The sequence below is a fragment of the Pseudomonas sp. AAC genome, assembly GCF_000725445.1.
Taxonomy (GTDB): domain Bacteria; phylum Pseudomonadota; class Gammaproteobacteria; order Pseudomonadales; family Pseudomonadaceae; genus Pseudomonas; species Pseudomonas citronellolis.
On sequence record NZ_KL647094.1, the window covers coordinates 1,299,801 to 1,323,121 of the forward strand.

Annotated in this window: 18 protein-coding genes and 1 pseudogene; 7 read left to right on the forward strand and 12 right to left on the reverse strand. The window is 67.5% G+C overall.

What is annotated here, in order from left to right; translation table 11 throughout:
• Positions 1–35: 35 nt before the first annotated feature.
• Both FG99_RS05575 and FG99_RS05580 read right to left on the reverse strand, forming a co-directional pair.
• Complete coding sequence (locus tag FG99_RS05575) at positions 36–1,175, reverse strand: acyl-CoA dehydrogenase family protein (RefSeq protein ID WP_043267805.1); 1,140 nt, start codon at positions 1,173–1,175, stop codon at positions 36–38.
• Positions 1,176–1,488: 313 nt separating this feature from the next.
• Entirely contained in the window at positions 1,489–2,787 is a 1,299-nt protein-coding gene (locus tag FG99_RS05580; RefSeq protein WP_081884566.1) for an OprD family porin, read from the reverse strand.
• A gap of 293 nt (positions 2,788–3,080) precedes the next feature.
• On the opposite strand from FG99_RS05580, the gene FG99_RS05585 reads away from it, so the two are divergent.
• Together FG99_RS05585 and FG99_RS05590 are read left to right on the forward strand one after the other, a co-directional pair.
• A complete protein-coding gene (locus FG99_RS05585; RefSeq protein WP_043267808.1) occupies positions 3,081–4,010 on the forward strand; it encodes a DedA family protein/thiosulfate sulfurtransferase GlpE in 930 nt (309 codons plus the stop codon).
• A 334-nt stretch (positions 4,011–4,344) separates the two neighbouring features.
• Positions 4,345–4,563 carry a hypothetical protein gene (locus FG99_RS05590; protein WP_043267812.1) on the forward strand — a complete coding sequence of 73 codons (219 nt, stop codon included), beginning with the start codon at positions 4,345–4,347 and terminating at the stop codon, positions 4,561–4,563.
• Positions 4,564–5,041: 478 nt separating this feature from the next.
• Here FG99_RS05590 and FG99_RS05595 read toward each other — a convergent pair whose 3' ends face one another.
• From FG99_RS05595 to FG99_RS05605, 3 genes are all read right to left on the reverse strand, one after another.
• Complete coding sequence (locus tag FG99_RS05595) at positions 5,042–5,281, reverse strand: anti-sigma factor family protein (RefSeq protein WP_009618502.1); 240 nt, start codon at positions 5,279–5,281, stop codon at positions 5,042–5,044.
• Positions 5,275–5,817, reverse strand: a complete 543-nt coding sequence (locus FG99_RS05600; protein ID WP_232244912.1) for an RNA polymerase sigma factor — start codon at positions 5,815–5,817, stop codon at positions 5,275–5,277. The genes FG99_RS05595 and FG99_RS05600 overlap by 7 nt, the downstream gene beginning before the upstream one ends.
• Positions 5,818–5,887: 70 nt before the next feature.
• Positions 5,888–7,009, reverse strand: a complete 1,122-nt coding sequence (locus tag FG99_RS05605; protein WP_043268010.1) for a beta-ketoacyl-ACP synthase III — start codon at positions 7,007–7,009, stop codon at positions 5,888–5,890.
• A 484-nt stretch (positions 7,010–7,493) separates the two neighbouring features.
• On the opposite strand from FG99_RS05605, the gene FG99_RS05610 reads away from it, so the two are divergent.
• The gene (locus FG99_RS05610; RefSeq protein WP_043267818.1) at positions 7,494–8,507 is read left to right on the forward strand and encodes an acyltransferase family protein; all 1,014 of its coding nucleotides are present in this window, start codon (positions 7,494–7,496) and stop codon (positions 8,505–8,507) included.
• On the opposite strand, the gene FG99_RS05615 is transcribed toward FG99_RS05610, so the two are convergent.
• On the reverse strand, positions 8,504–9,565 hold the full coding sequence (locus FG99_RS05615; RefSeq protein WP_043267819.1) for a GGDEF domain-containing protein: 1,062 nt from the start codon (positions 9,563–9,565) through the stop codon (positions 8,504–8,506). The genes FG99_RS05610 and FG99_RS05615 overlap by 4 nt on opposite strands.
• Positions 9,566–9,785: 220 nt before the next feature.
• Here FG99_RS05615 and FG99_RS05620 point away from each other — a divergent pair, with 220 nt between their 5' ends.
• Complete coding sequence (locus FG99_RS05620) at positions 9,786–10,205, forward strand: 3-isopropylmalate dehydratase (protein WP_043267823.1); 420 nt, start codon at positions 9,786–9,788, stop codon at positions 10,203–10,205.
• Positions 10,206–10,241: 36 nt separating this feature from the next.
• Here the strand turns inward: FG99_RS05620 and FG99_RS05625 are convergent, their stop codons facing one another.
• Entirely contained in the window at positions 10,242–10,679 is a 438-nt protein-coding gene (locus FG99_RS05625; RefSeq protein WP_043267824.1) for an HIT family protein, read from the reverse strand.
• Positions 10,680–10,800: 121 nt separating this feature from the next.
• Here FG99_RS05625 and FG99_RS05630 point away from each other — a divergent pair, with 121 nt between their 5' ends.
• Positions 10,801–11,505, forward strand: a complete 705-nt coding sequence (locus tag FG99_RS05630) for a glutathione S-transferase N-terminal domain-containing protein (RefSeq protein ID WP_043267836.1) — start codon at positions 10,801–10,803, stop codon at positions 11,503–11,505.
• Between the two features lie 215 nt (positions 11,506–11,720).
• Here the strand turns inward: FG99_RS05630 and hrpA are convergent, their stop codons facing one another.
• From hrpA to fadD2, 5 genes and pseudogenes are all read right to left on the reverse strand, one after another.
• Positions 11,721–15,773 (reverse strand): ATP-dependent RNA helicase HrpA, encoded by a 4,053-nt coding sequence (gene hrpA, locus FG99_RS05635; protein WP_043267839.1) that lies wholly within the window; start codon positions 15,771–15,773, stop codon positions 11,721–11,723.
• A gap of 140 nt (positions 15,774–15,913) precedes the next feature.
• On the reverse strand, positions 15,914–16,669 hold the full coding sequence (locus tag FG99_RS33165) for a methyl-accepting chemotaxis protein (protein ID WP_371263858.1): 756 nt from the start codon (positions 16,667–16,669) through the stop codon (positions 15,914–15,916).
• 150 nt (positions 16,670–16,819) lie between these two features.
• A pseudogene (locus FG99_RS33170) lies at positions 16,820–17,632 on the reverse strand (cache domain-containing protein); the annotation flags it as partial.
• A 38-nt stretch (positions 17,633–17,670) separates the two neighbouring features.
• Positions 17,671–19,356, reverse strand: a complete 1,686-nt coding sequence (gene fadD1 / locus FG99_RS05645) for a long-chain-fatty-acid--CoA ligase FadD1 (protein ID WP_043267840.1) — start codon at positions 19,354–19,356, stop codon at positions 17,671–17,673.
• Positions 19,357–19,693: 337 nt separating this feature from the next.
• Positions 19,694–21,382 carry a long-chain-fatty-acid--CoA ligase FadD2 gene (fadD2, locus tag FG99_RS05650; RefSeq protein WP_043267841.1) on the reverse strand — a complete coding sequence of 563 codons (1,689 nt, stop codon included), beginning with the start codon at positions 21,380–21,382 and terminating at the stop codon, positions 19,694–19,696.
• A 221-nt stretch (positions 21,383–21,603) separates the two neighbouring features.
• Here fadD2 and FG99_RS05655 point away from each other — a divergent pair, with 221 nt between their 5' ends.
• Both FG99_RS05655 and FG99_RS05660 read left to right on the forward strand, forming a co-directional pair.
• On the forward strand, positions 21,604–22,554 hold the full coding sequence (locus FG99_RS05655) for an alpha/beta hydrolase (RefSeq protein ID WP_043267843.1): 951 nt from the start codon (positions 21,604–21,606) through the stop codon (positions 22,552–22,554).
• Complete coding sequence (locus FG99_RS05660) at positions 22,551–23,021, forward strand: MaoC family dehydratase (RefSeq protein ID WP_009618521.1); 471 nt, start codon at positions 22,551–22,553, stop codon at positions 23,019–23,021. The genes FG99_RS05655 and FG99_RS05660 overlap by 4 nt, the downstream gene beginning before the upstream one ends.
• Positions 23,022–23,321: the final 300 nt, after the last annotated feature.

The following is a 23,321-nucleotide window of genomic DNA, read 5'->3' on the forward strand; positions in this document are numbered from 1 at the left end:
CCGCGTTCGCGGGGGCCCAGTGAAGCAGCCGCGCCTCAGAGCTTCATGCCGCGGCTGATGATCTCCTTCATGATCTCCGAGGTGCCGGCGAAGATGCGCTGGATGCGCGCGTTGGCGTACATCCGGCAGATCGGGTATTCCCACATGTAACCCCAGCCGCCGTGCAGTTGCACACCCTCGTCGACCACCTTGCCGAGCAGTTCGGTGGTGAACAGCTTGGCCTCGGCGGCCACCTCGGGGCTGAGCTTCTTCTGGTTGTGGTCCATCACGCAACGGTCGGTGAACACCTGGGCCACGTCCACCTGGGTGCGCATCTCGGCGAGCTTGAAGCGGGTGTTCTGGAAGTGCGCGATGGGCCGGTCGAAGGCCTTGCGCTCCTTCACGTAGTCGAGGGTGGCCTGCAGCGCCGCCTCGGCCCCGGCCACCGCGCCGCAGGCGTTGGTCAGGCGTTCCTGGGCGAGCATGTTCATCAGGTAGTAGAAGCCGCCCTTGGCGTCGCCCAGCAGGTTCTCCTTGGGCACCTTCACGTCGTTGAAGAACAGTTCGGCGGTGTCCTGGCTCTTCATGCCCAGCTTCTTCAGGTTGCGCCCGCGCTCGAAGCCGGGCATGCCGCGCTCGACCAGGAACAGGCCCATGGCGTGCTTGTTGTTCGGGTCGGTCTTGGCCGCGACTATCACCAGGTCGGCCAGCAGGCCGTTGGAGATGAACACCTTGGAGCCGTTGAGGACGTAGTGGTCGCCCTTGTCCACGGCGGTGGTGCGCATGCCGGCCAGGTCGGAGCCGGCCGAAGGCTCGGTCATGGCCACGGCGAGGATGGTCTCGCCGCGGATGATCCCGGGCAGGAAGCGCGCCTTCTGCTCGGCGTTGCCGTATTCGGCGATGTAGGGCCCGCACAGCGCCGAGTGCAGCGGGATCATGAAGCCCGGCTCGTTGATGCGCGCCAGCTCCTCGCACATGATCTGCTCGTAGCGGAAGTCCTTCAGCCCGGCGCCGCCGTATTCCTCGTCGGCCCAGGGCAGCAGGAAGCCCAGCTCGCCGGCCTTCAGCCAGACGCTGCGGTCGACCACCCCGGCCTCTTCCCAGGCCTCCTGGTGCGGCACCACTTCCTTGGCGAGGAAGGCGGCGAAGGCGTCGCGGAACAGGTTGTGCTCGGTCTCGAAGTGTATGCGCTGCATGCTGGCGAATCCTGGTCGGTGGAAGTGCCGGCAGGTTAGGTGCCAGCCCCGCCACGCCTCAATGACGGCAGCGCTCAGCCTGGATTGACGCTTTCTTCCATGGAGGAAACCACGCGGATGTTTCCGCAGCCGACTGCGTCGAGGTGCTTTTCGTAGGATGGGTTGAGCTTGCGAAACCCATCGGGCCATGGTGATGGGTATCGCTTCGCTCAACCCATCCTACGACGGCGCTACCACTTGTCGCAGACGAAAAAAAGCCCCGCCAGGCGGCGGGGCTCAAACCATAGGAGTGACGTCTTGCTTCAGCCCGCCATTACCACAGCGGCATGGTGTAGCTGAGGATCAGGCGGTTCTCGTCGGCCTTGTTGGAAGAGGCGCTGTTGCGGGCGAAGTCGCTGCGGGTGGTCGCGTTGCGCCACTTGATGCCGAAGCCCTTGAGCGCGCCTTCCTGGACGACGTAGGCGATGTCGGTGTCGCGTTCCCATTCCTTGCCGTCGTCGCCGCTGGCGTTCAGCAGGTCGACGTTGTCGCCCTTCACGTAGCGGGTCATGAAAGTCAGGCCGGGGATGCCGAGGCCGGCGAAGTTGTAGTCGTAGCGGGCCTGCCAGGATTTCTCGTCCTTGTTGGCGAAGTCCAGGATCTGGATGTAGTTCACCAGGTAGGGGTCGGTACCGTTGATGTAGGCAAAGCCGGTGTCGCCGCTCATCTTCTGGTAGCCGACGCCGAAGGCGTGGTAACCCAGGTTGTAGGTGACCATGGCGTTGAACGCCTTGTTGTCGACGTTGCTGCCGCCATCGTCGGTGGACTTGGCCCAGCGGACGTCGGACTTCAGCGACTGGCCTTCGGCGATCGGCAGGGTCCAGCCGAGGGTCAGGTAGTGCTGCTTGTAGAAGTCGTCCAACTGGCCGTAGTGGTAGCCGGTGCTGAAGTTCTTGGTCCAGTTGTAGGTGGCGCCGGCGTAGTCGAACTCGTTGGTGGTGTTGCCGCTGCGCACGGTGATGTTCTTCTTGCCGCCGGTGGTGACGGTCATTTCCTCGTAGTTGGAGGAGTCACGGCGGTTGGTCTGGTTCAGGCGGCCGGCGTCGAAGTTCAGGCCGTCGAGCTGGGTGGAGTTGACCGCGCTACCCACGAAGAGCTGCGGCAGCAGGCGGCTGTCGTTGGTCACCACGACCGGCAGCTTGGGCGTCAGGGTGCCCATCTTCAGGGTGTTTTTCTCGTAGCGCAGCTTGAGGGTGGCGCCGCCCTTGCTGAAGTCGTCCGGCGCGTCGCCGTCGGCGGTCTTCGGCAGCAGGCCGGTGCCGGTGCGGTCGGCGCTGGAGTCCAGCTTCAGGCCCAGCGCGGCGATGCCGTCGACGCCCACGCCGATGGTGCCGTCGGTGTAGCCCGACTCGAATTTCAGGATGAAGCCCTGGCCCCACTCTTCCTGCTTGCTCTGCTGCGCCTGGGTGGAGCTGCGGAAATCGCGGTTGAAGTAGAAGTTGCGCAGTTCAACGTTGGCCTTGCTGTCCGAAATGAAGTCGGCGTGAGCGACTGCGGGTACGACAATGCTGGCGCCGAGCACGGCCTGCGCCAGGCCGCCCATGGCAAAACCGGCGTAGTTCTTACGGATCATCAGGATTCCCCTTATGGTGTTTTAAGCGTTGAACACGCTGAGCGCCTGGCATGCAGGGCGCGGCCCCCATGGTCTCGCGCAGCCGTTTGGCGGCTCTTCTGTGTTGCGGGGAATCTTGGCGGGGGGTTATTTCAGATCGGCTGCATAGATATAAACTTTTTGTTACAGCTGAACTTTTCCGAAAAATTCGACTACGCGGTCATGGGCTGACAGCAGCGGCTGTCAGCGGGGACTGACGCACCGGACGAGCGGCAGTATGCTGTCGCCTCCCCCTCCTCCGCCGCGCCCATTCCATGCAAGAACTGCAACCGCTGATCGAACGCTACGGCCCCGCCCTGCTCTTCCTCAATGTGCTGCTGGAGCAGCTGGGCCTGCCGATTCCGGCCTACCCGGCGCTGATCGTCGCCGGCGCCCTGGCGCTGCAGGGGCACGGGGTGTCCCTGGGCGAGGCGCTGGCGGTGGCCACCCTGGCCTGCCTGATCGCCGACACCGCCTGGTACTTCGCTGGCCGCCGCTACGGCGGCTTCCTGCTGCGCAGCATCTGCAGGGTGTCGCTGTCGCGCGACAGCTGCATCCGCCAGAGCCAGAGCCTGTACCTGCGCATCGGCCCGCGCGCGCTGCTGATCAGCAAGTTCCTGCCCGGCGCCGGCGCACTGTCCACCAGCCTGGCCGGCATGACCGGCACGCCGCTGCGCCGCTTCCTCGGCTACGACTTCGCCGGCTCGGCGCTGTGGGTGGGCTCGGCGCTGCTGCTGGGCGCCGTCTTCAGCGACACCGTCGACAGCCTGCTGGGCTGGCTGCACGACTACGCCACCCGCGGCCTGCTGTTGTTGTTGGCGGCCTTCGCGCTGTTCATCGCCTGGCGCCTGTGGCAGCGCTACAGCCTGCTGCGACGCACCGCGCGGATTCCCAGGATCAGCGTCGAGGAACTGCGCGAACGCCTGGACCAGGGCGACACCCCGCTGATCCTCGACGTGCGCGCCGAGGCCGGCGAGGACGGCATCCCCGGCGCCATCCCGATGACCCTGGACACCCCGCTGGATGGCCTGGCCGACAGCCTCGGCCAGGCCGACGTGGTCATCTATTGCGCCTGCCCCAACGAACTCTCCGCGGCCATGCTCGCCGAGCGCCTGCGCAAGCACGGCTACCCGCGCGCCTGGGCGCTGTCCGGTGGGCTGGAGGCATGGCAGGCGAGCCAGGCCCGGGCCGATGGGCTTTCGTAGGATGGGGTGAGCGCAGCAATACCCATCACCACAGCTATCACGGGCAGACATGGTTCCTACAAAAAGCGCGGCGTCCATCGATTGACGTTGCGCCGACCAGCCCTTACCGTTGCCCAGCCGCTCAACCGAGCGGTGCGGGATTGGCGTCCCGGTATCAGAACAGACGCGAGCCTCAGGGCGAGCGTCGGCATGGTCGTACCTGTGTCATGGGCAGGCCGTGCAGGGCATCTTCGGATGCGCCGGATGTTCTGACCGGTACGCCAACCTGTACGGTCTGCCCTCCCTGATTGGCGTCAGACGGGCAGTTCTAGGTACTTTTCGTCAGGACACAACCATGCATCCATTACATATTTCCAAAGAAGCGACTTCCCTCGACCTCTTCGACGCCGCCCAGGCCCGTCACTCCGCCGCCTGCGACGCCCTGCGCCTGCTGGCCGGCGCGCCGGACCTGGGCTGCCCGGACGAGGGCACCCTCGCCGGCGCCCTGGGCAGCCTCGAACTGTTGCTGCGCGATGCAGCCCGGCTCTACGAGGCCGCTCGAGAATGGGCCTGAACGCCGAGGCGCTTTGCGTAGGATGGGTTGAGCTTGCGATACCCATGCGGTCACGGTGATGGGTATCGCTTCGCTCAACCCATCCTACGGTGTGCTACCTGCGCCATTCCCCCTGCCCGCGCCTGGAGGCACGGTATTTCTCCCCCGTAGGAGCGGACCTTGTCCGCGATAGCCGGAGGTTTCGGCGCGGATCGCGGATGAGATCCGCTCCTACGCTGCCCCGCCCGCGCCATTCCCATTGTAGGAGCGCGCCCTGCGCGCGAATCGCGGGCAGGGCCCGCCTACAGGTTACCGGGAAGCACGGTATTCCCCCCGTAGGAGCGGACCTTGTCCGCGATAGCCGGACGATCCGGCGCGGTTCGCGGATGAGATCCGCGCTGCCCCACCCACGCCATTCCCCTGTAGGAGCGCGCCCTGCGCGCGATTTCGCGGGCAGGGCCCGCTTACAGGGAGGCACGAATCTCATCCGCAATTGCGCTCAGCGCCGCGAGTGGTCCCGGCGCAGTTCGGCCAGGCGGGCGGCCAGCAGGTCCAGGCCGGTGGCGCGGTCTTCCGGCAGGCGGCGCACGCTGGCCTGGGTCAGGCGCATCTGGCGGATGAAGCGCCGGCAGTGGCGGCACAGCAGCAGGTGGCGGCGCACCGCGAGTTTCTCGCGCAGGCCGAGCTGGCTGTCCAGCAGGTCGCTGGAGAGGGCCACCAGTTCCTTGCAGGTCAGCATTGGCCGGTCTCCTCGAAATGCTCCAGGGTGGCGAACAGCTTCAGCCGCCCGCGGTGCAGCAGCACCCGGACATTGGAGAGGGAAAGCGACAGAAGATTACAGATCTCCTGCAATTCCAGGCCCTGGCGCTCGCGCAGCAGGACCACGCTGCGCTGCAGGTCCGACAGGCTCAGCAGGGTCTTTTCCAGGCATTCGCGCAGTTCGTCCTCGGCCAGCAGGGCCTCGGGCGAGTCCGAATGCCAGGCCAGGGGCGCGGCGCTCCAGTGGCCGTCGGCGGCGAAGCGGCTGTCGTCGATGCTGCCGTGGGGCGCCGGCAGGTCGTCCAGGGAGACTTCCCGGCGCACCTGGCGCAGCTTGCTCTTGGCGGTGTTGGCGGTAACGGTCAGCAGCCAGGTCTTGAGGCTGGAGCGCCCCTGGAAGCCGTCCAGGTGGCGCACCACGGCGAGCCAGGCGTCCTGCACCACCTCGTCGGCGTGGGGGCTGCCGACGATGGCCAGGGCCACGGCGCGCATGGCGCCCTGGTAGGCCGCGACCATCTCGCGGAAGGCCGCGTCCTCGCCGGCGCGCAGGCGCGCCAGCAGTTCGCCGTCGGCTTCGCCCACCCGGTCAGCGCTTGCGCAGGATCACGCTGCCGATGGAGTAGCCGGCGCCGAAGGAGCTGAGCACGCCGATGGAACCGGCGGGCAGGTCCTCGTGGTACTTGTGCAGGGCGATCACCGAGCCGGCCGAGCTGGTGTTGGCATAGGTGTCGAGGATCACCGGCGCCTCGTGGGCCTCGGCGTCGCGGCCGAGCAGCTTGCGGGTGATCAGCAGGTTCATGTTGAGGTTGGCCTGGTGCAGCCAGAAGCGCTTGACGTCGCCGACCGGGATGTCGTTCTGCGCCAGGTGCTCGCCGATCAGCTCGGCGACCATCGGGCAGACGTCCTTGAACACCTTGCGGCCTTCCTGGACGAACAGCTTGTCGCGCTGGCCGATGCCCTCTTCCGCGGCGCGGTTGAGGAAGCCGAAGTTGTTGCGGATGTTGTTGGAGAACTGCGTCAGCAGCTTGGTGCTGACGATGTCGAACTGCTGCTTGCCGATGGCCTGGTCGGCGCGCTCGACGATCACCGCGGTGGCCGCGTCGCCGAAGATGAAGTGGCTGTCGCGGTCGCGGAAGTTCAGGTGGCCGGTGCAGATTTCCGGGTTGACCATCAGGATGGCGCGGGCCTGGCCCAGCTGCACGGCGTTGGCCGCGGCCTGCAGGCCGAAGGTGGCCGAGGAGCAGGCGACGTTCATGTCGAAGCCGAAGCCCTGGATGCCGAGGGCGGCCTGGACCTCGATGGCCACCGCCGGGTAGGCGCGCTGCAGGTTGGAGCAGGCGACGATGACGCCGTCGATGTCCGCCGCGCTGCGGCCGGCCCGGTGCAACGCCTCCTTGGCGGCGTGCACGGCCATCTCGCAGAGGATGCCCCAGTCGTCGTTGCTGCGCTCGGGGATGCGCGGGACCATGCGCTGCGGGTCGAGGATGCCTTGCTTATCGACCACGAAGCGGCTCTTGATGCCGGAGGCCTTCTCGATGAACGCCGAGCTGGATTCGCTCAGCGCTTCCAGTTCGCCCCTGGCGATGGCTTCGGCGTGCTGGTCGTTGTACTGGCGGACGTAGGCATTGAAGGACTCCACCAGTTCATCGTTGGAGATGCTGAACGGCGGGGTATAGAGACCGGTTCCGCTGATCACGACTTTATGCACGGTCAATCCTCTTCTCAATCTGGCTGCCGGCCCCGGCAGCATGGTTAGGCATCGATGTGCCCGCCCGCGGGCCGGCACTGCAAAAGGGGTTCGGCCCGCATGGGCCTGAGGGCACGGCCTGATGACCAGGCAGTGTGCCATCGAAGGTGGCGCGCCGGCATCTTCCACCGCCCAACGGCGACGGCGCTGCGCGGCGCTCGAATAACCGCCGATTATGCGGCAAATCGTCGGCAAATGCCGCTACCGCGGCGCAGTTTTCCAGCATACAGACCTTGTACCGGCCGGTGATTGAAATTCCCGAAAGCCTCGATAGCCAGGCCATCCGGGCGAGTTGGCGGAAGCGCCCTGCGCTCTTGCGCAAATGCCCTTGGGGCGAATACCCGCATGCCACCGGGCAGCTGCGCTGAACCCCGGCGGGAAAACCGCTGTCGAGGAAAGGGGCGCCCGCCGGCGCCCCTTTTCATTGGCAAGCACAGAGGTAGCGATGCTGGTTTCCCTTCAGGCGCTGCGGGCCCTGGCCGCCTGGCTGGTGGTGTTCCATCACTTCATGCAGGTGTTCTTCGATTTTCGCGCCGACAGCCTCGGCGGGCGCCTGCTGTCCACCCGCGGCCAGGTCGGGGTGGACATCTTCTTCGTCCTCAGCGGTTTCGTCATCCAGCTGTCCTGCGCCGGGCGCCAGGTGCCCGGCCTGACCTTCCTGGCCCAGCGGCTGGCGCGCATCGCCCCGGCCTACTGGCTGTACACCGCCATCACCGCGCTGATCCTCTACGCCTTCGGCAACCTGATGCCGGTCTACGGCGTGGCCCTGCCGCAGCTGCTGCTGTCGCTGCTCTTCCTGCCCAGCCAGAACCCCGGCGGCTTCGGCTTCTACCCGATACTGCCGGTGGGCTGGACGCTGAACTTCGAGATGCTCTTCTACCTGCTGTTCGCCCTCTCCTTCGCCGTGGGCGAACGCTGGCGCCCTTGGCTGGTGGGCGCGCTGCTGGCGCTGGTCAGCGGCGTGCTGGCGAAGGCGCCGTGGCTGAGCAATTTCTACCGCAACCCCATCGTCTGCGAGTTCCTCTTCGGCCTGCTGCTGGCCGAGCTGTACCGCCGCGGCCTGCTGCGCCTGCGTGCCTCGCTGGCGCTGCCCCTGGCGCTGGGCGCGCTGCTGGTGCTGCTGCACTTCCCCGCCGACCATCCCTGGCGCCCGCTGACCTGGGGCCTGCCCAGCGCGGCGCTGGTGGCCGCCTGCGTGGCGCTGGAGCCATGGTTCGCCGGCTGCCGCCCGCTCAAGGCGCTGGGCGACTGGAGCTATTCGGTGTACCTGGTCCACGTGATCGTGCTGTGGCTGGCCAGCTACTGGCTGCACCAGCGCCTGGGCCTCGGTCCGTACCAGACGCTGGCGCTGTGCCTGCCGGCTATCCTGCTGCTGTCCTGGCTGAGCTACGAATGGGTGGAACTGCGCCTGGGCCGGCGCCTGAAGCGGGCCTGGGCGCCGCGCCCGGTGCCGGCCTAGCCGTCGCTGCAGACCAGGCGGTTGCGCCCCTGGGCCTTGCCGCGGTACAGGCGGTGGTCGCAGCAACGGTACAGGGCCTCGGCGTCGTCGCCGTCCACCGGCCACTCGGCCAGGCCGAAGGTGGCCGACAGCGGGATGACATGGCCGCGGTACAGCAGCGGGTTGGCCGCCAGGTCCGCGCGCAGGCGCTCCACCAGCGGCGCGGCGTCGAAGCGGACGGTGTTGCGCAGCAGCAGGGCGAATTCCTCGCCGCCCAGGCGGCCGATCATGTCGCCGGCACGCAGGTGCAGGCGCAGCCGGGCGCAGAGGTACTGCAGGGCCTTGTCGCCGGCATCGTGGCCCCAGCGGTCGTTGACGTCCTTGAAGTGGTCCACGTCCAGCAGCACCAGCACCCAGCGCTGGCCGTTGCCGTGGGAATCCTCCAGGCAACGCAGCACCGCGCGCTGGAACGCCTCGCGGCTGGCCACGCCGGTCAGCGCGTCGCTCAGCGCCAGGCGCCGCAGCAACTGCTGGGCCTGGGCACGGCGGGTTTCGTAGATGTGCACGAAGGCCATGATCAGCAGGCCGCAGAGGATGGCGTTGCCCAGGTCGATCATCCCCGGGGCGTCCAGACGCAGCGGGTGCTGGCGCAGATAGAGCAGCGCGGCCACGCCGACGAAGGGCACCGAGAGCAGGAAGCCGCGCCAGGCGCCCAGCAGCAGGTAGGCCATCACCGGCATCAGGTAGAGCCAGACGAAGGCCGTGGCCGAGGCCTGCGGCATGATGATGATGTAGACCAGGAAGCAGAAGGTGGGCAGCAGGTAGGCGTAGATCCACGGCGTCAGGTCGCGCACCCGCGCCAGGCGCGAGGTGGCCCACAGCAGCAGCGCGCAGACCAGCGCCTCCAGGCCCGCCAGCAGGTAGTTGCCGTTGAGGCACTGGAGCACCGAGAAGATCCCCAGGGTCAGTCCGGTGCAGAAGAAGATCAGGCGCATCAGCAGGCGCTGGTCGGCCAGGTCCAGTCCGCTGGTGCTGGCTGCCGGCTCCCCCGGCGCATTGGCTTTGGCCTTGTCGTGCATGGCTACCCTTCCCTGGCCCCGCCAGGCATGGCGGAGCGCTGGACGAAACGACCGCCCATCCGCGTGGATGGAGTCTAGCCAGTCCGCCCGCCCGGCAGCACAGCCGGTCGTCGCCCGCCGGACGGTGCAAGCAGGGCGACCAACGCCGCCACGGCGAATTCACGGCAGCCTCGGCGATGCTGCGCTAGCCTTCGAGGAACCCCAACCACGGAGGGCGCCCATGCGCGCATTGATCGCTTCGCTGTCCCTGCTGGCCCTGGCCGGCTGCTCGTCCTATCAGGCCAGGGAAACCGGCCCGGTGCCCGCCGACCGTTTGCTGGGCTTCCAGCAGGAAGCCCAGGGCGGCGCCAAGGTCGAGGTCGAGCGCGACCTGGGCTTCCTCGGCGGCGGCTGCATGGTCGCCTTCAAGATCGACCGCCAGTTGGCCGCGCGCATCGCCGTGGGCGAGACCGCCAGCTTCCAGCTGCCGCCCGGCCAGCACATCGTCGGCATCGGCGCCGACGAACAGGGCGAGGGCCTGTGCAGCAAGGGCCTGCTGCGCCGCGAACTGCTGGTGGACCTCGCCGCCGGCGAGACCGCGCAGTTCCGCATCCTCAGCGACGCCAACAAAGGCTTCGACATCCTCCCGGCCCAGCGTTGACGCCCGGGCGGGGCCGCGGCCCCGCCCTTCCCCGGCTTACCCGTTGATGCGTCGCACCAGGCGCGCCTGCAGCTGTTCCAGCTCGGCCGGGTCGGCCTTCTGCGCGGCGTGGATGCCCAGGCCCTGGCCGGCGTAGCGCGGCACTATGTGCACGTGGATATGGAACACCGTCTGCCCGGCGGGCGCACCGTTGAACTGGGCCACCTGCACGCCGTCGGGGTTGAGTTCCTCGACTATCGCGCGGGTCAGGCGCTGCACCACCCCCATCACCTTGCACAGCGCATCGGCGTCGACTTCGAGGATGTTGCGCGCGGCGCTGCGCTTGGGCACCACCAGCGCATGGCCGTGGGACTGCGGGAAGAGGTCGAGGAAGGCGAGCACGTCGTCGTCCTCGTACAGCTTGTAGCAGGGGGCGTCGCCGCGAATGATCTGGGCGAAGATGTTCTGCGGGTCATAGGTGCCTTGCAGGCTCATGGCGCTGTCCTTGAGCGGTGGATCGGAGACGGCACCATACCGGCTCGCGGCGCCGCTGACACCTCCCCCCTGCGCGATCGGCGGCGTATGCTGGGCGTTCGACTTTCAGACCGGAGTTCCCATGCCTTCGCTCGCCGACTTCCCGATCACCCGCAAATGGCCCGCCACCCGTCCCGACGTCCTGCAGCTGTACTCGCTGCCCACTCCCAACGGGGTGAAGGTCTCGATCATGCTGGAGGAAACCGGCCTGGCCTACGAGCCGCACCTGGTCAGTTTCGAGCGCAACGACCAGTTCAGCCCGGAATTCCTCTCGCTGAACCCGAACAACAAGATTCCCGCCATCCTCGACCCCAACGGCCCCGGCGGCCAGCCGCTGGCGCTGTTCGAGTCCGGCGCCATCCTCATCTATCTGGCCGACAAGACCGGCCAACTGCTGCCCAAGGACCCGGCGCGACGCTACGAGGCGATCCAGTGGTTGATGTTCCAGATGGGCGGCATCGGCCCGATGTTCGGCCAGTTGGGCTTCTTCAATAAGTTCGCCGGCCGCGAGATCGAGGACAAGCGGCCGCTGAATCGCTACGTGGAGGAGTCCCGGCGGTTGCTCGGCGTGCTCGACCAGCGCCTGGAAGGCCGCGACTGGGTGATGGGGCAGGAGTACGGCATTGCCGACATCGCCATCTTCCCCTGGGTGCGCAACCTGGTGGGTTTCTACGAGGCGGGTGATCTGGTGCAGTTCGAGCGCTTCGGCAATGTGAAGCGGGTGCTGGAGGCGTTCCTGGCGCGGCCGGCGGTGCAGCGGGGGTTGGGGATTCCGGAGCGGGGTTGAGCGGTACGCCTGCAGGGGCGACTGTCTTGCCGGCCGCGCCGAGGCGCTTTTCGTAGGATGGGTTGAGCTTGCGAAACCCATGCGGTGGCGGTGATGGGTATCGCTTCGCTCAACACCATCCTACGAAAAGCCATGCTCGCTTATCCGCGATGTTCTGTGCGCAGGCTCGGCCCATCGCGGACGGAGTCCGCTCCTACCAAACGATCAGCCCGGCGTCAGGCCTCCACCTGGCTCCACTGCTTGCTCAGCCGCTTGTCCGACACCGGCACCTTGGTCCCCAGTTGCTGGGCGAACAGCGATACGCGGTATTCCTCCAGCATCCAGCGGTACAGCAGCAGTTCCGGATCGCGCTTGCCTTCCTGGGCGTGCTTGGCCTGGCGGGCCTTGTACTGGTCCCAGTAGCCGGCCATCTCGCCGCTCCACACGCGGTCGCGCTGGACCTGGCCGGCGACCTTGTCCAGGCGCTGTTCCACGGCCTTGAGGTAGCGCGGGTATTCCTTCAGCCATTCCAGCGGCGTGTCGCGGACGAAGCCGGGGTAGACCAGGTTGGCCAACTGCCCCTTCACGTCGTTGAGCGGCACCGTCATGGCCAGGTCGACCTTGCCCTTGAAGCGCTTCTGCAGGCCATGCCAGAGCTTGAGGATGTCCAGCACCAGGCGGGCGATGCGTTCGGCGTGTTCGGTCCAGGCGCCGCGTTTTTTCTCCGCCAGCGAAGCCAGGGCCGCGCCATCGCGGGGCAGGCTGGTCTCGCCTTCGAGGATGCAGGCGTCCAGGCTGGCCAGGAGGATGTCTTCCACCAGCGCCTCGACGCGGCCCAGTTCGCGGTACAGCAGGCCCATCTCGGTCTGCCCCGGCAGCTTGCCACGGAGGAACTTCGCCGGCTCGGCCAGTTGCTGCAGCAGCAGGCGCTGCAGGGCGCGGCGGTGCTGGTACTCGGCCTCGGCCTGGGTGGGGAAGCGGTTTTCCTTCACCACCCCGCCCTCTTCCACCAGCGCCGGGTAGACCGTCATCGACAGCCCGGCGATCTTCTGCTGGGCCTTTTCCGCCACTTCGGCGAAGCCCTTGGCTTCCACCGGCTTCTGCGGCTTGTCGGCCTGGGGAATGGCCAGGGCGGCCTGGCTGGCTTCGGCGAAGCGCGCGGTGAGTTCGGCAAGGTCGCGGCCTTCGCCGAGGAACTTGCCGCGGGCGTCCACCACCTCGATGTTCATGCGCAGGTGGCTTTCCACCTGGGTTTCGGCCTCGGCCCAGGCTTCCTCGGCCACGCGGCTGCCGGTCATGCGTTGCAGCTCGCGGCCCAGGGCCTCGGGCAGCGCGCCTTCGGCAAAGGTCATCTTGCCCAGCGCGGCACGGACGAAGTCCGGCACCGGCACGAAGTTCTTGCGGATGGCCTTGGGCAGGTTGCGCACCAGGGCCACGCACTTGGCTTCCAGCAGGCCCGGCACCAGCCATTCCAGGCGCTCGGCCGGCAGTTGCGGCAGCAGTGGCGCCGGCACGCGCAGGGTCACGCCGTCGCGCGGATGGCCCGGTTCGAAGTGGTAGCTCAGCGGCAGTTGCAGCTCGCCCAGGCGCAGGCGGTCCGGATAGAGGCCGGCGGTGACTTCGCTGGCATCGCGGGCCAGCACGTCTTCCTCGCGCATGATCAGCAGGTCGGGCTGCTGCTTGTGCTCGCGCTCGTACCACTTCTCGAAGCTGGCGGTCTGGTAGATGTCCGCCGGCAGGCGCGCGTCGTAGTAGGCGAACAGGGTTTCCTCGTCGGCGAGGATGTCGCGGCGGCGCGCCTTGGCCTCCAGTTCGTCGAGCTTCTCCAGCAACTGGCGGTTGGCGGCAAGGCATCTGGCGCGGCTGTTGATCTCGCCGCGCACCAGGGCCTCGCGGATGAACAGCTCGCGAGCCACCGGCGGGTCGATGGGGCCGTAGTGCACGGCGCGGCGGCCGACGACGATCAGCCCGTAGAGGGTCACCTGCTCGTAGGCCACTACCTGGCCGCGCTTCTTCTCCCAGTGCGGTTCCAGGTGGTTCTTCTTCACCAGGTGGCCGGCCAGGGGCTCCAGCCAGTCCGGCTCGATCTTCGCCACCATGCGCGCAAACAGCTTGGTGGTCTCCACCAGCTCGGCGGCCATGATCCACTGCGGCTTCTTGCGCCCGATCACGCTGGAGGGGTGGACCCAGAAACGCCGCTGACGCGCGCCCAGGTAGTCGCCGTCCTCGGACTTCTGGCCGATCTGGCTGAGCAGGCCGGAGAGGATGGCCTTGTGCACGGCGGCGTAGTCGATGTCGCGCTTGGGCGGCTCACCTTCCTTGTAGGAGCGAGCTTGCTCGCGAACGCTCTTTGCACCTTTGTCGGCTTGGGACTTCTCAGCGTTGGGTTGTTCGCGAGCAATGGCTGAGGCGCCCCCCTCGCTCCTACGAGAGCCTTCCGGCTTGCCGAAGGGGAGTTTGAGTTCGCGGCAGATCAGGGTGAGCTGGCGGTGCGCATCGCGCCATTCGCGCAGGCGCAGGTAATTCAGGAAGTTCTTCCGGCACCAGGCGCGCAGGGCGTTGGAGCCCAGGGCCTGGCGCTGTTCCTCGAAGCCGCGCCAGAGGTTGATCAGCGCGGCGAAGTCCGAATCCGGGTCCTTCCACTGCGCATGGGCCTGGTCGGCGGCCTGCTGGCGTTCGATCGGGCGTTCGCGCGGGTCCTGCACGGAGAGCGCGCTGGCCACCGTCAGCACTTCGTTCAGGCTGCCCTGGTGGGCCGCTTCCAGCAGCATGCGGCCCAGCCGCGGGTCCACCGGCAGGCGCGCCAGCTGGCGGCCCAGCGGGGTCAGTTGGCCCTCGCGGTTCACCGCCGAGAGTTCCTGCAGCAGGGTGAAGCCGTCCTTGATCGCCTTGCCGTCCGGCGGCTCGATGAAGGGGAAGGCCTCGATGTCGCCCAGGCGCAGGTGGAGCATCTGCAGGATCACCGCCGCCAGGTTGGTACGCAGGATTTCCGGGTCGGTGAAGGCCGGCCGCGCGTTGAAGTCCTCCTCGCTGTACAGGCGCACGCAGATGCCCGGCTCGACCCGCCCGCAGCGGCCCTTGCGCTGGTTGGCGCTGGCCTGGGAGATGGCCTCGATGGGCAGCCGCTGGACCTTGGCGCGGTAGCTGTAGCGGCTGATGCGCGCGGTGCCGCTGTCGATCACGTAGCGGATGCCCGGCACCGTCAGCGAGGTCTCGGCGACGTTGGTGGCCAGCACTATCTTGCGCCCCGGCATGGGCGCGAAGATTTTCTGCTGCTCCGCCGGGGTCAGCCGCGCGTACAGCGGCAGCACTTCGGTGTGGCGCAGGTTGGCCTTGCGCAGCATGTCCGCTGCATCGCGGATTTCCCGCTCGCCGGGGAGGAACACCAGCACGTCGCCGGGGCGCTTGCCGACTTCGCGCTCGTGGGCGGCGATTTCGTCCAGGGCGCGGAGGATACCTTCGTCCACCGAAAGGTCGTCGAACAGCGCCTCGCCGTCCTCGTCCACTTCGGCGGCCAGCGGGCGGTACCAGGTTTCCACCGGGTAGGTGCGCCCGGAGACTTCGACGATAGGCGCGTCACCGAAGTGCTTGGAGAAACGCTCCAGGTCGATGGTCGCCGAGGTGATGATCAGCTTCAGGTCCGGCCGGCGCGGCAGCAGGGTCTTGAGGAAGCCGAGCAGGAAGTCGATGTTCAGGCTGCGCTCGTGTGCCTCGTCGACGATGATGGTGTCGTAGCGCTCCAGGTAGCGGTCGTGCTGGGTCTCGGCCAGCAGGATGCCGTCGGTCATCAGCTTGACCAGGGTGCTGTCGTCGCTCTGGTCTTCGAAGCGCACCTGGTAGCCCACCAGCGAGCCCAGCGGCGTGCCGATCTCCTCGGCCACCCGCGTGGCGACGCTGCGCGCGGCCAGGCGGCGCGGCTGGGTGTGGCCGATCAGGCCGTGGCTGCCGCGACCCAGTTCCAGGCAGATCTTCGGCAGCTGGGTGGTCTTGCCCGAGCCGGTCTCGCCGGCGATCACCACCACCTGGCTCTTCAGCAGCGCGGCCTTGATCTCGTCGCGCTTGGCGGCGATCGGCAGGCTGTCGTCGTAGCGGATCGCCGGGACGCTGGCGCGGCGCGCCTCGACCTTGGCGCAGGAGGCCTGGAAGCGCTCGACCCACTGCGCCAGCTTGCCGTCGTCGGGGTGCTTGCGTAGTTCGTGGAACTGCCGGCGCAGGCGGTGGCGGTCGCGGATCAACGCGTGGTCGAGGCGTTGCAGGAGCTGTTCGGGGCTGGGCGTTACGTCGGTCATCGGCTGCGCTGGCGTCTGTGCGAAAGGCGGCCGCGCGCCTGGCGGCGGCCGCTTCCGGAAAGGGGCAAAGACGGGATTGTCGCAGAGTAACGCCCCGCGTCGCCACGCCCAGTGCGTGGCGGCGGGGTTTCAGGCGCGAATCAGATGCGGAACTGGCCGACCAGCTGGCGCAGGCGCTCGCCCAGGCCGCTCAGCTCGCTGGCGGTGCGCGCGCCCTGCACGGCGTCCTCGGCCACCCGGTCCACGCCGTCGGCGATCTGGTGCACGCTGCGGTTGATCTCCTCGGCCACCGCGGTCTGTTCCTCGGCAGCGCTGGCGATCTGCGCGTTCATCGAGTTGATGGTGCCGATCAGGTTGGCCATGGCGTCCAGCGACTGCCCGGCCTGGTCGGCCTGGCTGCGGGTGCGCCCGGCCATCTCGCTGGCGCGCTGCATGGCCTGCACGGAACCGGCGGTGGTGGCCTGCAGGCGGTCGATCATCTGCTGGATCTCGCCGGTGCTCTGCTGGGTGCGGCTGGCCAGCGCGCGCACTTCGTCGGCGACCACCGCGAAGCCGCGCCCGGCCTCGCCGGCCCGCGCCGCCTCGATGGCGGCATTGAGCGCCAGCAGGTTGGTCTGCTCGGCGATGGAGCGGATCACCTCCAGCACGCCGACGATGCCGCGCACGTCCTGGCTGAGGGTGTCCAGGGCCTCGCTGCTGCTGCTCACCTCGCCGGCCAGGTCGTTGATCTGCGCCACGCACAGGTCCACCTCGCGCTTGGCCGCCTGGCCCTCGCGGTCGGTGTCGCGGGCGGCATCGGCGGCGCGCTGGGCGCTGCGCGCCACTTCCTGGGCAGCGGCGGTCATCTCGTTGATCGCCGTGGCCACCTGGTCGGTCTCGCTGCGCTGGCCGGCCATCGCCTGCTCCGAGCGCTGCGCCTGCTGGGCGACGTTGCCGACCAGCCCGGACAGTTGCCCGGTGGTGCCGGCCACCTGCTGCACCAGGGTGTGGATCTTCTCGACGAAGCGGTTGAACGACTGCGCCAGCTCGCCCAGTTCGTCGCGGCTTTCCACCGGCAGGCGGTGGGTCAGGTTGCCGTCGCCGGCGGCCATGTCGTCGAGGTTGGCCTTGATCCGCAGCAGCGGGCGGACGATGGCGTTGCCGGTAGGCACCGCCACCAGGGCGATGATCACCAGCAGCGCCAGGGCCGAGCCGATCATCAGCGTCAGCAGGCTGTTGATCTGCCCGTGCAGCTGTTCGCGGGCCTTGGCCACGTCTTCCTCGATGTCGTCTAGGTTCAGCGAGGTGCCGAACACCAGGTTCCACTTCGGCAGGTACTGCGCGTAGCCGATCTTCGGCACGACGGCGCTGTTGCCCGGGCGGGTGAAGCTGTAGTGCACGTAGTGGCTGTCGTCCTGGCCGGCGCGCACCAGCTCGCGGATGGCGTAGACGCCGTTGGGGTCGCGGAAGCTGCTGAAGTCTTCGCCGATGCGCTCTTCGCTGGTGCCCTGGAAGACGCGCACCGAGCGGGTGTCGTAGCCCCAGAAGTAGCCGCCGTTGCCGTAGGCCAGGCGCTTGAGCAGCGCCACCCCGGCCTCGCGCGCCGCCGCATCGCCTTCGGCCGCGGCCTGGTACTGCGGGCCGACCGCCGCCAGGGCGACGTCGACGAACTGCTTGAGCTGGACCTGGCGGTCTTCGATCAGGCTCTGGCGGATCTGTTCTTCCTGCTGGCCGGACAGCCGCTGCAGCGCCACCAGGGTCACGGCGCAGAGCACCAGGGTAAGGAGCAGGATGGGAATCAGCGCCAGGCTCAGGACCTTGGCGCGCAGGCGCAGGGAGGGAATCACGGTGGCAGCCTCCAGAGGCAGGGGCGACGGCATCAAAAAACCCGCCGTGGGGCGGGTTTCTTGTTATCGGCTCAGGCCTGGGCCTTCTTTAGCTCCTGGTCGCGCAATTCGCGACGGAGGATCTTGCCGACGTTGGTGGTCGGCAGGCTCTCGCGGAACTCCACGTACTTCGGACGCTTGTAGCCGGTCAGGTTGTCGTGCATGTGCTTGACCACCTGCTCCTTGGTCAGGGTCACGCCCGGGCGCGGCACCACGAACACCTTGATCACCTCGCCGGAGCGCTCGTCCGGCACGCCGATGGCGGCGCACTGCAGCACGCCCGGCAGGGTGGCGAGGACGTCTTCCAGCTCGTTGGGGTACACGTTGAAGCCGCTGACCAGGATCATGTCCTTCTTGCGGTCGACGATGCGCATGTAGCCGTCTTCCTGGATGATCGCCACGTCGCCGGTGCGCAGCCAGCCGTCCTTGTCGAGGATCTCGTCGGTGGCCTCCTGGCGCTGCCAGTAGCCCTTCATCACCTGCGGGCCCTTGACGCACAGCTCGCCGCGCTCGCCCAGGGGCAGCTCGTTGCCGGCGTCGTCGACGACCTTGCACAGGGTCGACGGGACCGGAATGCCGATGGTGCCGATCTGGATGTTCTGGAACGGGTTCACCGACACCACCGGGCTGGTCTCGGTCATGCCGTAGCCTTCGCAGATGGAGCAGCCGGTGACTTCCTTCCAGCGCTCGGCCGCGGCCTGTTGCAGGGCCATGCCGCCGGAGAGCGTCAGCTTCAGGCTGGAGAAGTCCAGCTTGCGGAACGCCTCGTTGTTGCACAGGCCGACGAACAGGGTGTTCAGGCCGACGAAGCCGGTGAACTTCCACTGCGCCAGTTCCTTGGAGAAGGCGTTCAGGTCGCGCGGGTTGGTCACCAGGATGTTGTGGTTGCCGGTGAGCATCATCGCCATGCAATGGAAGGTGAAGGCGTAGATGTGGTACAGCGGCAGCGGCGCGATGAGGATCTCGCAGCCTTCGTTGAGGTTGGCGCCCATCAGTGCCTTGCACTGCAGCATGTTGGCCACCAGGTTGCGGTGCGTCAGCATGGCGCCCTTGGCCACCCCGGTGGTGCCGCCGGTGTACTGCAGCACGGCGACGTCGTCGCTCTTCGGCGAGGACTCGCGCACGCTCTTGCCGCGCCCCTTGGCCAGGGCGTCGTTGAGCTTGACGGCGTTGCCGATGTGGTAGGCCGGGACCATCTTCTTGACGTACTTGACCACCGCGTTGACCAGCAGGCGCTTGAGCGGCGGCAGCAGGTCGGCGACCTCGGTGATGAGCACGTGGCGGATGCCGGTGCGCGGCAGCACTTCCTCGGCCAGGTGGGCCATGTTGGCCAGGCACACCAGCGCCTTGGCGCCGGAGTCGTTGAACTGGTGTTCCATCTCCCGCGCGGTGTACAGCGGGTTGGTGTTGACCACGATGAGGCCGGCGCGCATGGCGCCGAACACTACGATGGGGTATTGCAGGACGTTGGGCAGCTGCACCGCGATGCGGTCGCCCGGCTGCAGGTCGGTGTCGTTCTGCAGGTAGGCGGCGAAATCACCGGAGAGGCGGTACAGCTCGCCGTAGGTCAGGGTCTTGCCAAGGTTGCTGAAGGCAGGCTTGTTGGCAAAGCGTTGGCAGGACTCCTTGAGCACCGCGAGGATGTTCGGGTACTGGTCGGCATTGATCTCGGCAGCGATACCTGCTGGGTATTTGTCCTTCCAGAAATTGTCGATCATGGAAGCCCACTCCTAAGCAACAGCTTATCTTTACCGCGTATGCGGTTCTTTGTTGTGTTTGTGCCGCTTTCCCCGGGTCGGGGAGCGAAAAGCGGGCCGAGATTAACAGCTTTGCCAAAACCCGACCAGCACCAAACACAGCCTACCCAGTCATAAAAATGACCAAGAGCAGGTAAATCGGTCACAACCCGCCCATCGGTCGGAAAAGCCCGTGCCAGAAGGGCTGCGGCCTTGTTGGATTGTCTGACAAAGACACTGCCGGGGAAAGCGAGACGAAAAAAACGGAGGCGGGTCGGCGGACCAGCCTCCGTTCGGAGGGTTGCGAGGGCTGATGCGGTCAGGCGCTTTCGCGCAGCTCGCGGCGCAGGATCTTGCCCACCGGGGTCATCGGCAGGGCCTCCTTGAGGACGATCTGCTTGGGCACCTTGTAGCCGGTGAAGTTCTCCTTGCAGTAGGCCTTCAGCTCCTCCACCGTCAGACCCGGCTCACGGGCCACGACGAAGAGTTTGACGGCCTCGCCGGAACGTTCGTCCGGCACCCCGACCGCGGCGCAGTTGGCCACCTTCGGGTGGGCCATGACCACGTCCTCGATCTCGTTGGGGTAGACGTTGAAGCCGGAGACGATGATCAGGTCCTTCTTGCGGTCGACGATGCGCACGAAACCGTCCTCGTCGATCACCGCGATGTCGCCGGTGCGCAGCCAGCCCTCGGCGTCCAGCACCTCCTCGGTGGCCTCCGGGCGCTGCCAGTAGCCCTTCATCACCTGCGGGCCCTTCACGCACAGCTCGCCGCGTTCGCCCAGGGGCTGCTCGTTGCCCTCGTCGTCGATCACCTTCAGCGCGGTGCCCGGCACCGGGATGCCCACGGTGCCCAGGCGCGCCAGCTCGCCGTAGGGGTTGGTGCTGACCACCGGCGAGGTCTCGGTGAGGCCGTAGCCCTCGACCACGGTGCAGCCGGTGGCGGCCTTCCAGCGCTCGGCGGTGGCCGAGACCAGCGCGGTGCCGCCGGAGTTGGTGACCTTGAGGTTGGAGAAGTCCAGGTCCTTGAACTCCGGGTGCTCCATCAGCGCCACGAACAGGGTGTTCAGCCCCAGCAGCGAGGAGAAGCGCCACTTCTTCAGCTCCTTGATGAAGCCGGGGATGTCCCGCGGGTTGCTGATCAGCACGTTGTGGTTGCCGTTGTGCATCATGCACATGCAATTCGCGGTGAAGGCATAGATGTGGTACAGCGGCAGCGGCGCGATCATCACCTCGCCGCCCTCGTTCATCAGCGGGCGGCCGTCGGGGCCGTGCTGCGACAGGCAGGCGTCCACCTGCAGCATGTTCGCCACCAGGTTGCCGTGGGTGAGCATGGCGCCCTTGGCCACGCCGGTGGTGCCGCCGGTGTACTGCAGCACGGCGAGGTCCTCCAGGCCGACCTTGACCGGCTGCAGCGCATGGCCGCGGCCCTGGCGCAGCACCTCCTTGAAGGGCACCGCCTGGGGCAGCCGGTAGTCCGGGACCATCTTCTTCACGTACTTGACCGCGGCGTTGACCAGCAGGCCCTTGAGTGCCGGCTGCAGGTCACCCATCTGCGCCTCGATCAGGTATTCGATGCCGGTGTCCGGCAGCACTTCCTGCACCAGCTTGCCGAACAGGTTGACGTAGACCAGCGCCCGCGCGCCCGAGTCCTTGAACTGGTGGCGCATCTCGCGGGCGGTGTACAGCGGGTTAGTGTTGACCACCACCAGGCCGGCGCGCAGGGCGCCGAACACGGCGATGGGGTATTGCAGGATGTTGGGCATCTGCACGGCGATGCGCTCGCCGGGCTTGAGGTCGGTGTTGCGCTGCAGGTAGGCGGCGAAGGCGGCGGACAGGCGGTCCAGCTCGGCGTAGGTGAGGGTCACGCCCATGTTGCTGAACACCGGGCGGTCGGCGAAGCGCTTGCAGGAGCGCTCGAACACTTCCACCACCGATTTGTAGGCGCCCAGGTCGAGCTGGCTGGGCACGCCGGCGGGACGTTTGTCGTTCCAGAATTCCGCTTGCATTGGCTGTTGTCCTCTTTATTACCTGCAAGGCTGTTCCCGGCCGGCTCCCTCGGGCATCCGGCGCAGGGGCATCCGTCGCAAAGTAGCAGCTGCCCGGTGCAGCGCAAATACTTCGGCCGTTCCCATTTACTTCGTGAATCTTGCGCCACCGCCGGCGGGATGCTGCGCGGCGCCAGGCGCTGCTAGAATGCCGCCACCCCGAGCCGGCACAAGGATTGCCCATGCCGTACGCCGCCTACTGGCTGACCGCCAGCGACCAGACCCCGCTGTACACCCACCATTGGACCGCAGACGCAGCCAAGGGCGTGGTGATGCTCTCCCATGGCATGGCCGAGCACGCCGGGCGCTACGCTCGCCTGGGCGAGGCGCTGAACGCCGCCGGCTGGTCGCTGCTGGCCATCGACCAGCGCGGCCACGGCCGCACCGCCGAGCACGGCGACCTGGGCCACTACGCCGACCAGGGCGGCTGGGGCAAGGTGGTGGGCGACCTGCTCAGCCTCAACCGCCACGCGCGCGAACAGCACCCCGGCCTGCCGGTGGTCCTGCTCGGCCACAGCATGGGCAGCTACATCGCCACCGCCTACCTGCTGCAGCACAGCGCCACGCTGCAAGGCGCGGTGCTCTCCGGCTCCAACTACCAGCCGATAGCGCTGTACCGCGCCGCGCGCCTGGTGGCCCGCTTCGAGCGCTGGCGCCAGGGCCCGCTGGGGCGCAGCGCGCTGATCGAGTTCCTCTCCTTCGGCTCGTTCAACAAGGCCTTCAAGCCCAACCGCACCGAGTTCGACTGGCTCAGCCGCGACACCCGCGAGGTGGACAAGTACATCAGCGACCCGCTGTGCGGCTTCCGCTGCAGCAACCAGCTGTGGCTGGACCTGCTCGGCGGCCTGGAGGACATCACCCCGGTGCAGCACCTGGCGCGCATCGACAAGGCCCTGCCGCTGCTGATCATCGGCGGCGAACGCGACCCGGTCAGCCAGGGCAGGCGCCTGCGCGACCTGGCCGGGGCGCTGGGCCGCGCCGGGCTGCGCGACGTGCAGACGCAGATCTACCCCGAGGCCCGCCACGAGTTGTTCAACGAGACCAATCGCGACGAGGTCACCCGCAACCTGATCGCCTGGCTGGACGGAGTCCTTTCCGCAGGCCAAGGCGCGAACCACGAGGAAAAGCCATGACCCAGGTGCAGAACGTTCCCTACGCCGAGCTCGAAGTCGGGCAGAAGGCCAGCTTCCAGCGCCCGGTCGGCGAGCGCGACATCCAGCTCTTCGCCGAAGTCTCCGGCGACCGCAACCCGGTCCACCTGGACGCCGACTACGCCGCCACCACCCTGTTCAAGGAGCGCATCGCCCACGGCATGCTCAGCGGCGCGCTGATCAGCGCGGCGATCGCCACCACCCTGCCCGGCCCGGGCACCATCTACCTGGGCCAGAGCCTGCGCTTCACCCGCCCGGTGAAGATCGGCGACGTGCTCGACGTGGAGCTGGAAGTGCTGGAAAAACTGCCGAAGAACCGCGTGCGCATCGGCACCCGCGTGCTCAACCAGAACGGCGAGGCGGTGGTGGAAGGCGAAGCCGAAGTGCTGGCGCCGAAGCAGAAGCTGGACATCGAACTGCCGGCGCTGCCGCCAATCACCATCGGCTGATCCGCGCCCACAAAAAAACGCCGCTTTCCCCCGGGGAAAGCGGCGTTTTTCATTGGCCAACCGTAGGGCGCATAACGCCTACGGCGTTATCCGCCGCCTGGCCCTGGTCCCCGGCACCTTCGGGGCCAACCTTGGCATCGACTGTGGCCCCGGCGTATCGGCGGATAACCGCGAACGGTTATGCGCCCTACTCTTCAGGGACGCACGGTCGTAGCCGACTGCGCCGAGATGCTTTTAGTAGGATGGGTTGAGCTTGCGAAACCCATGCGGTCGTGGCGATGGGTATCGCTTCGCTCAACC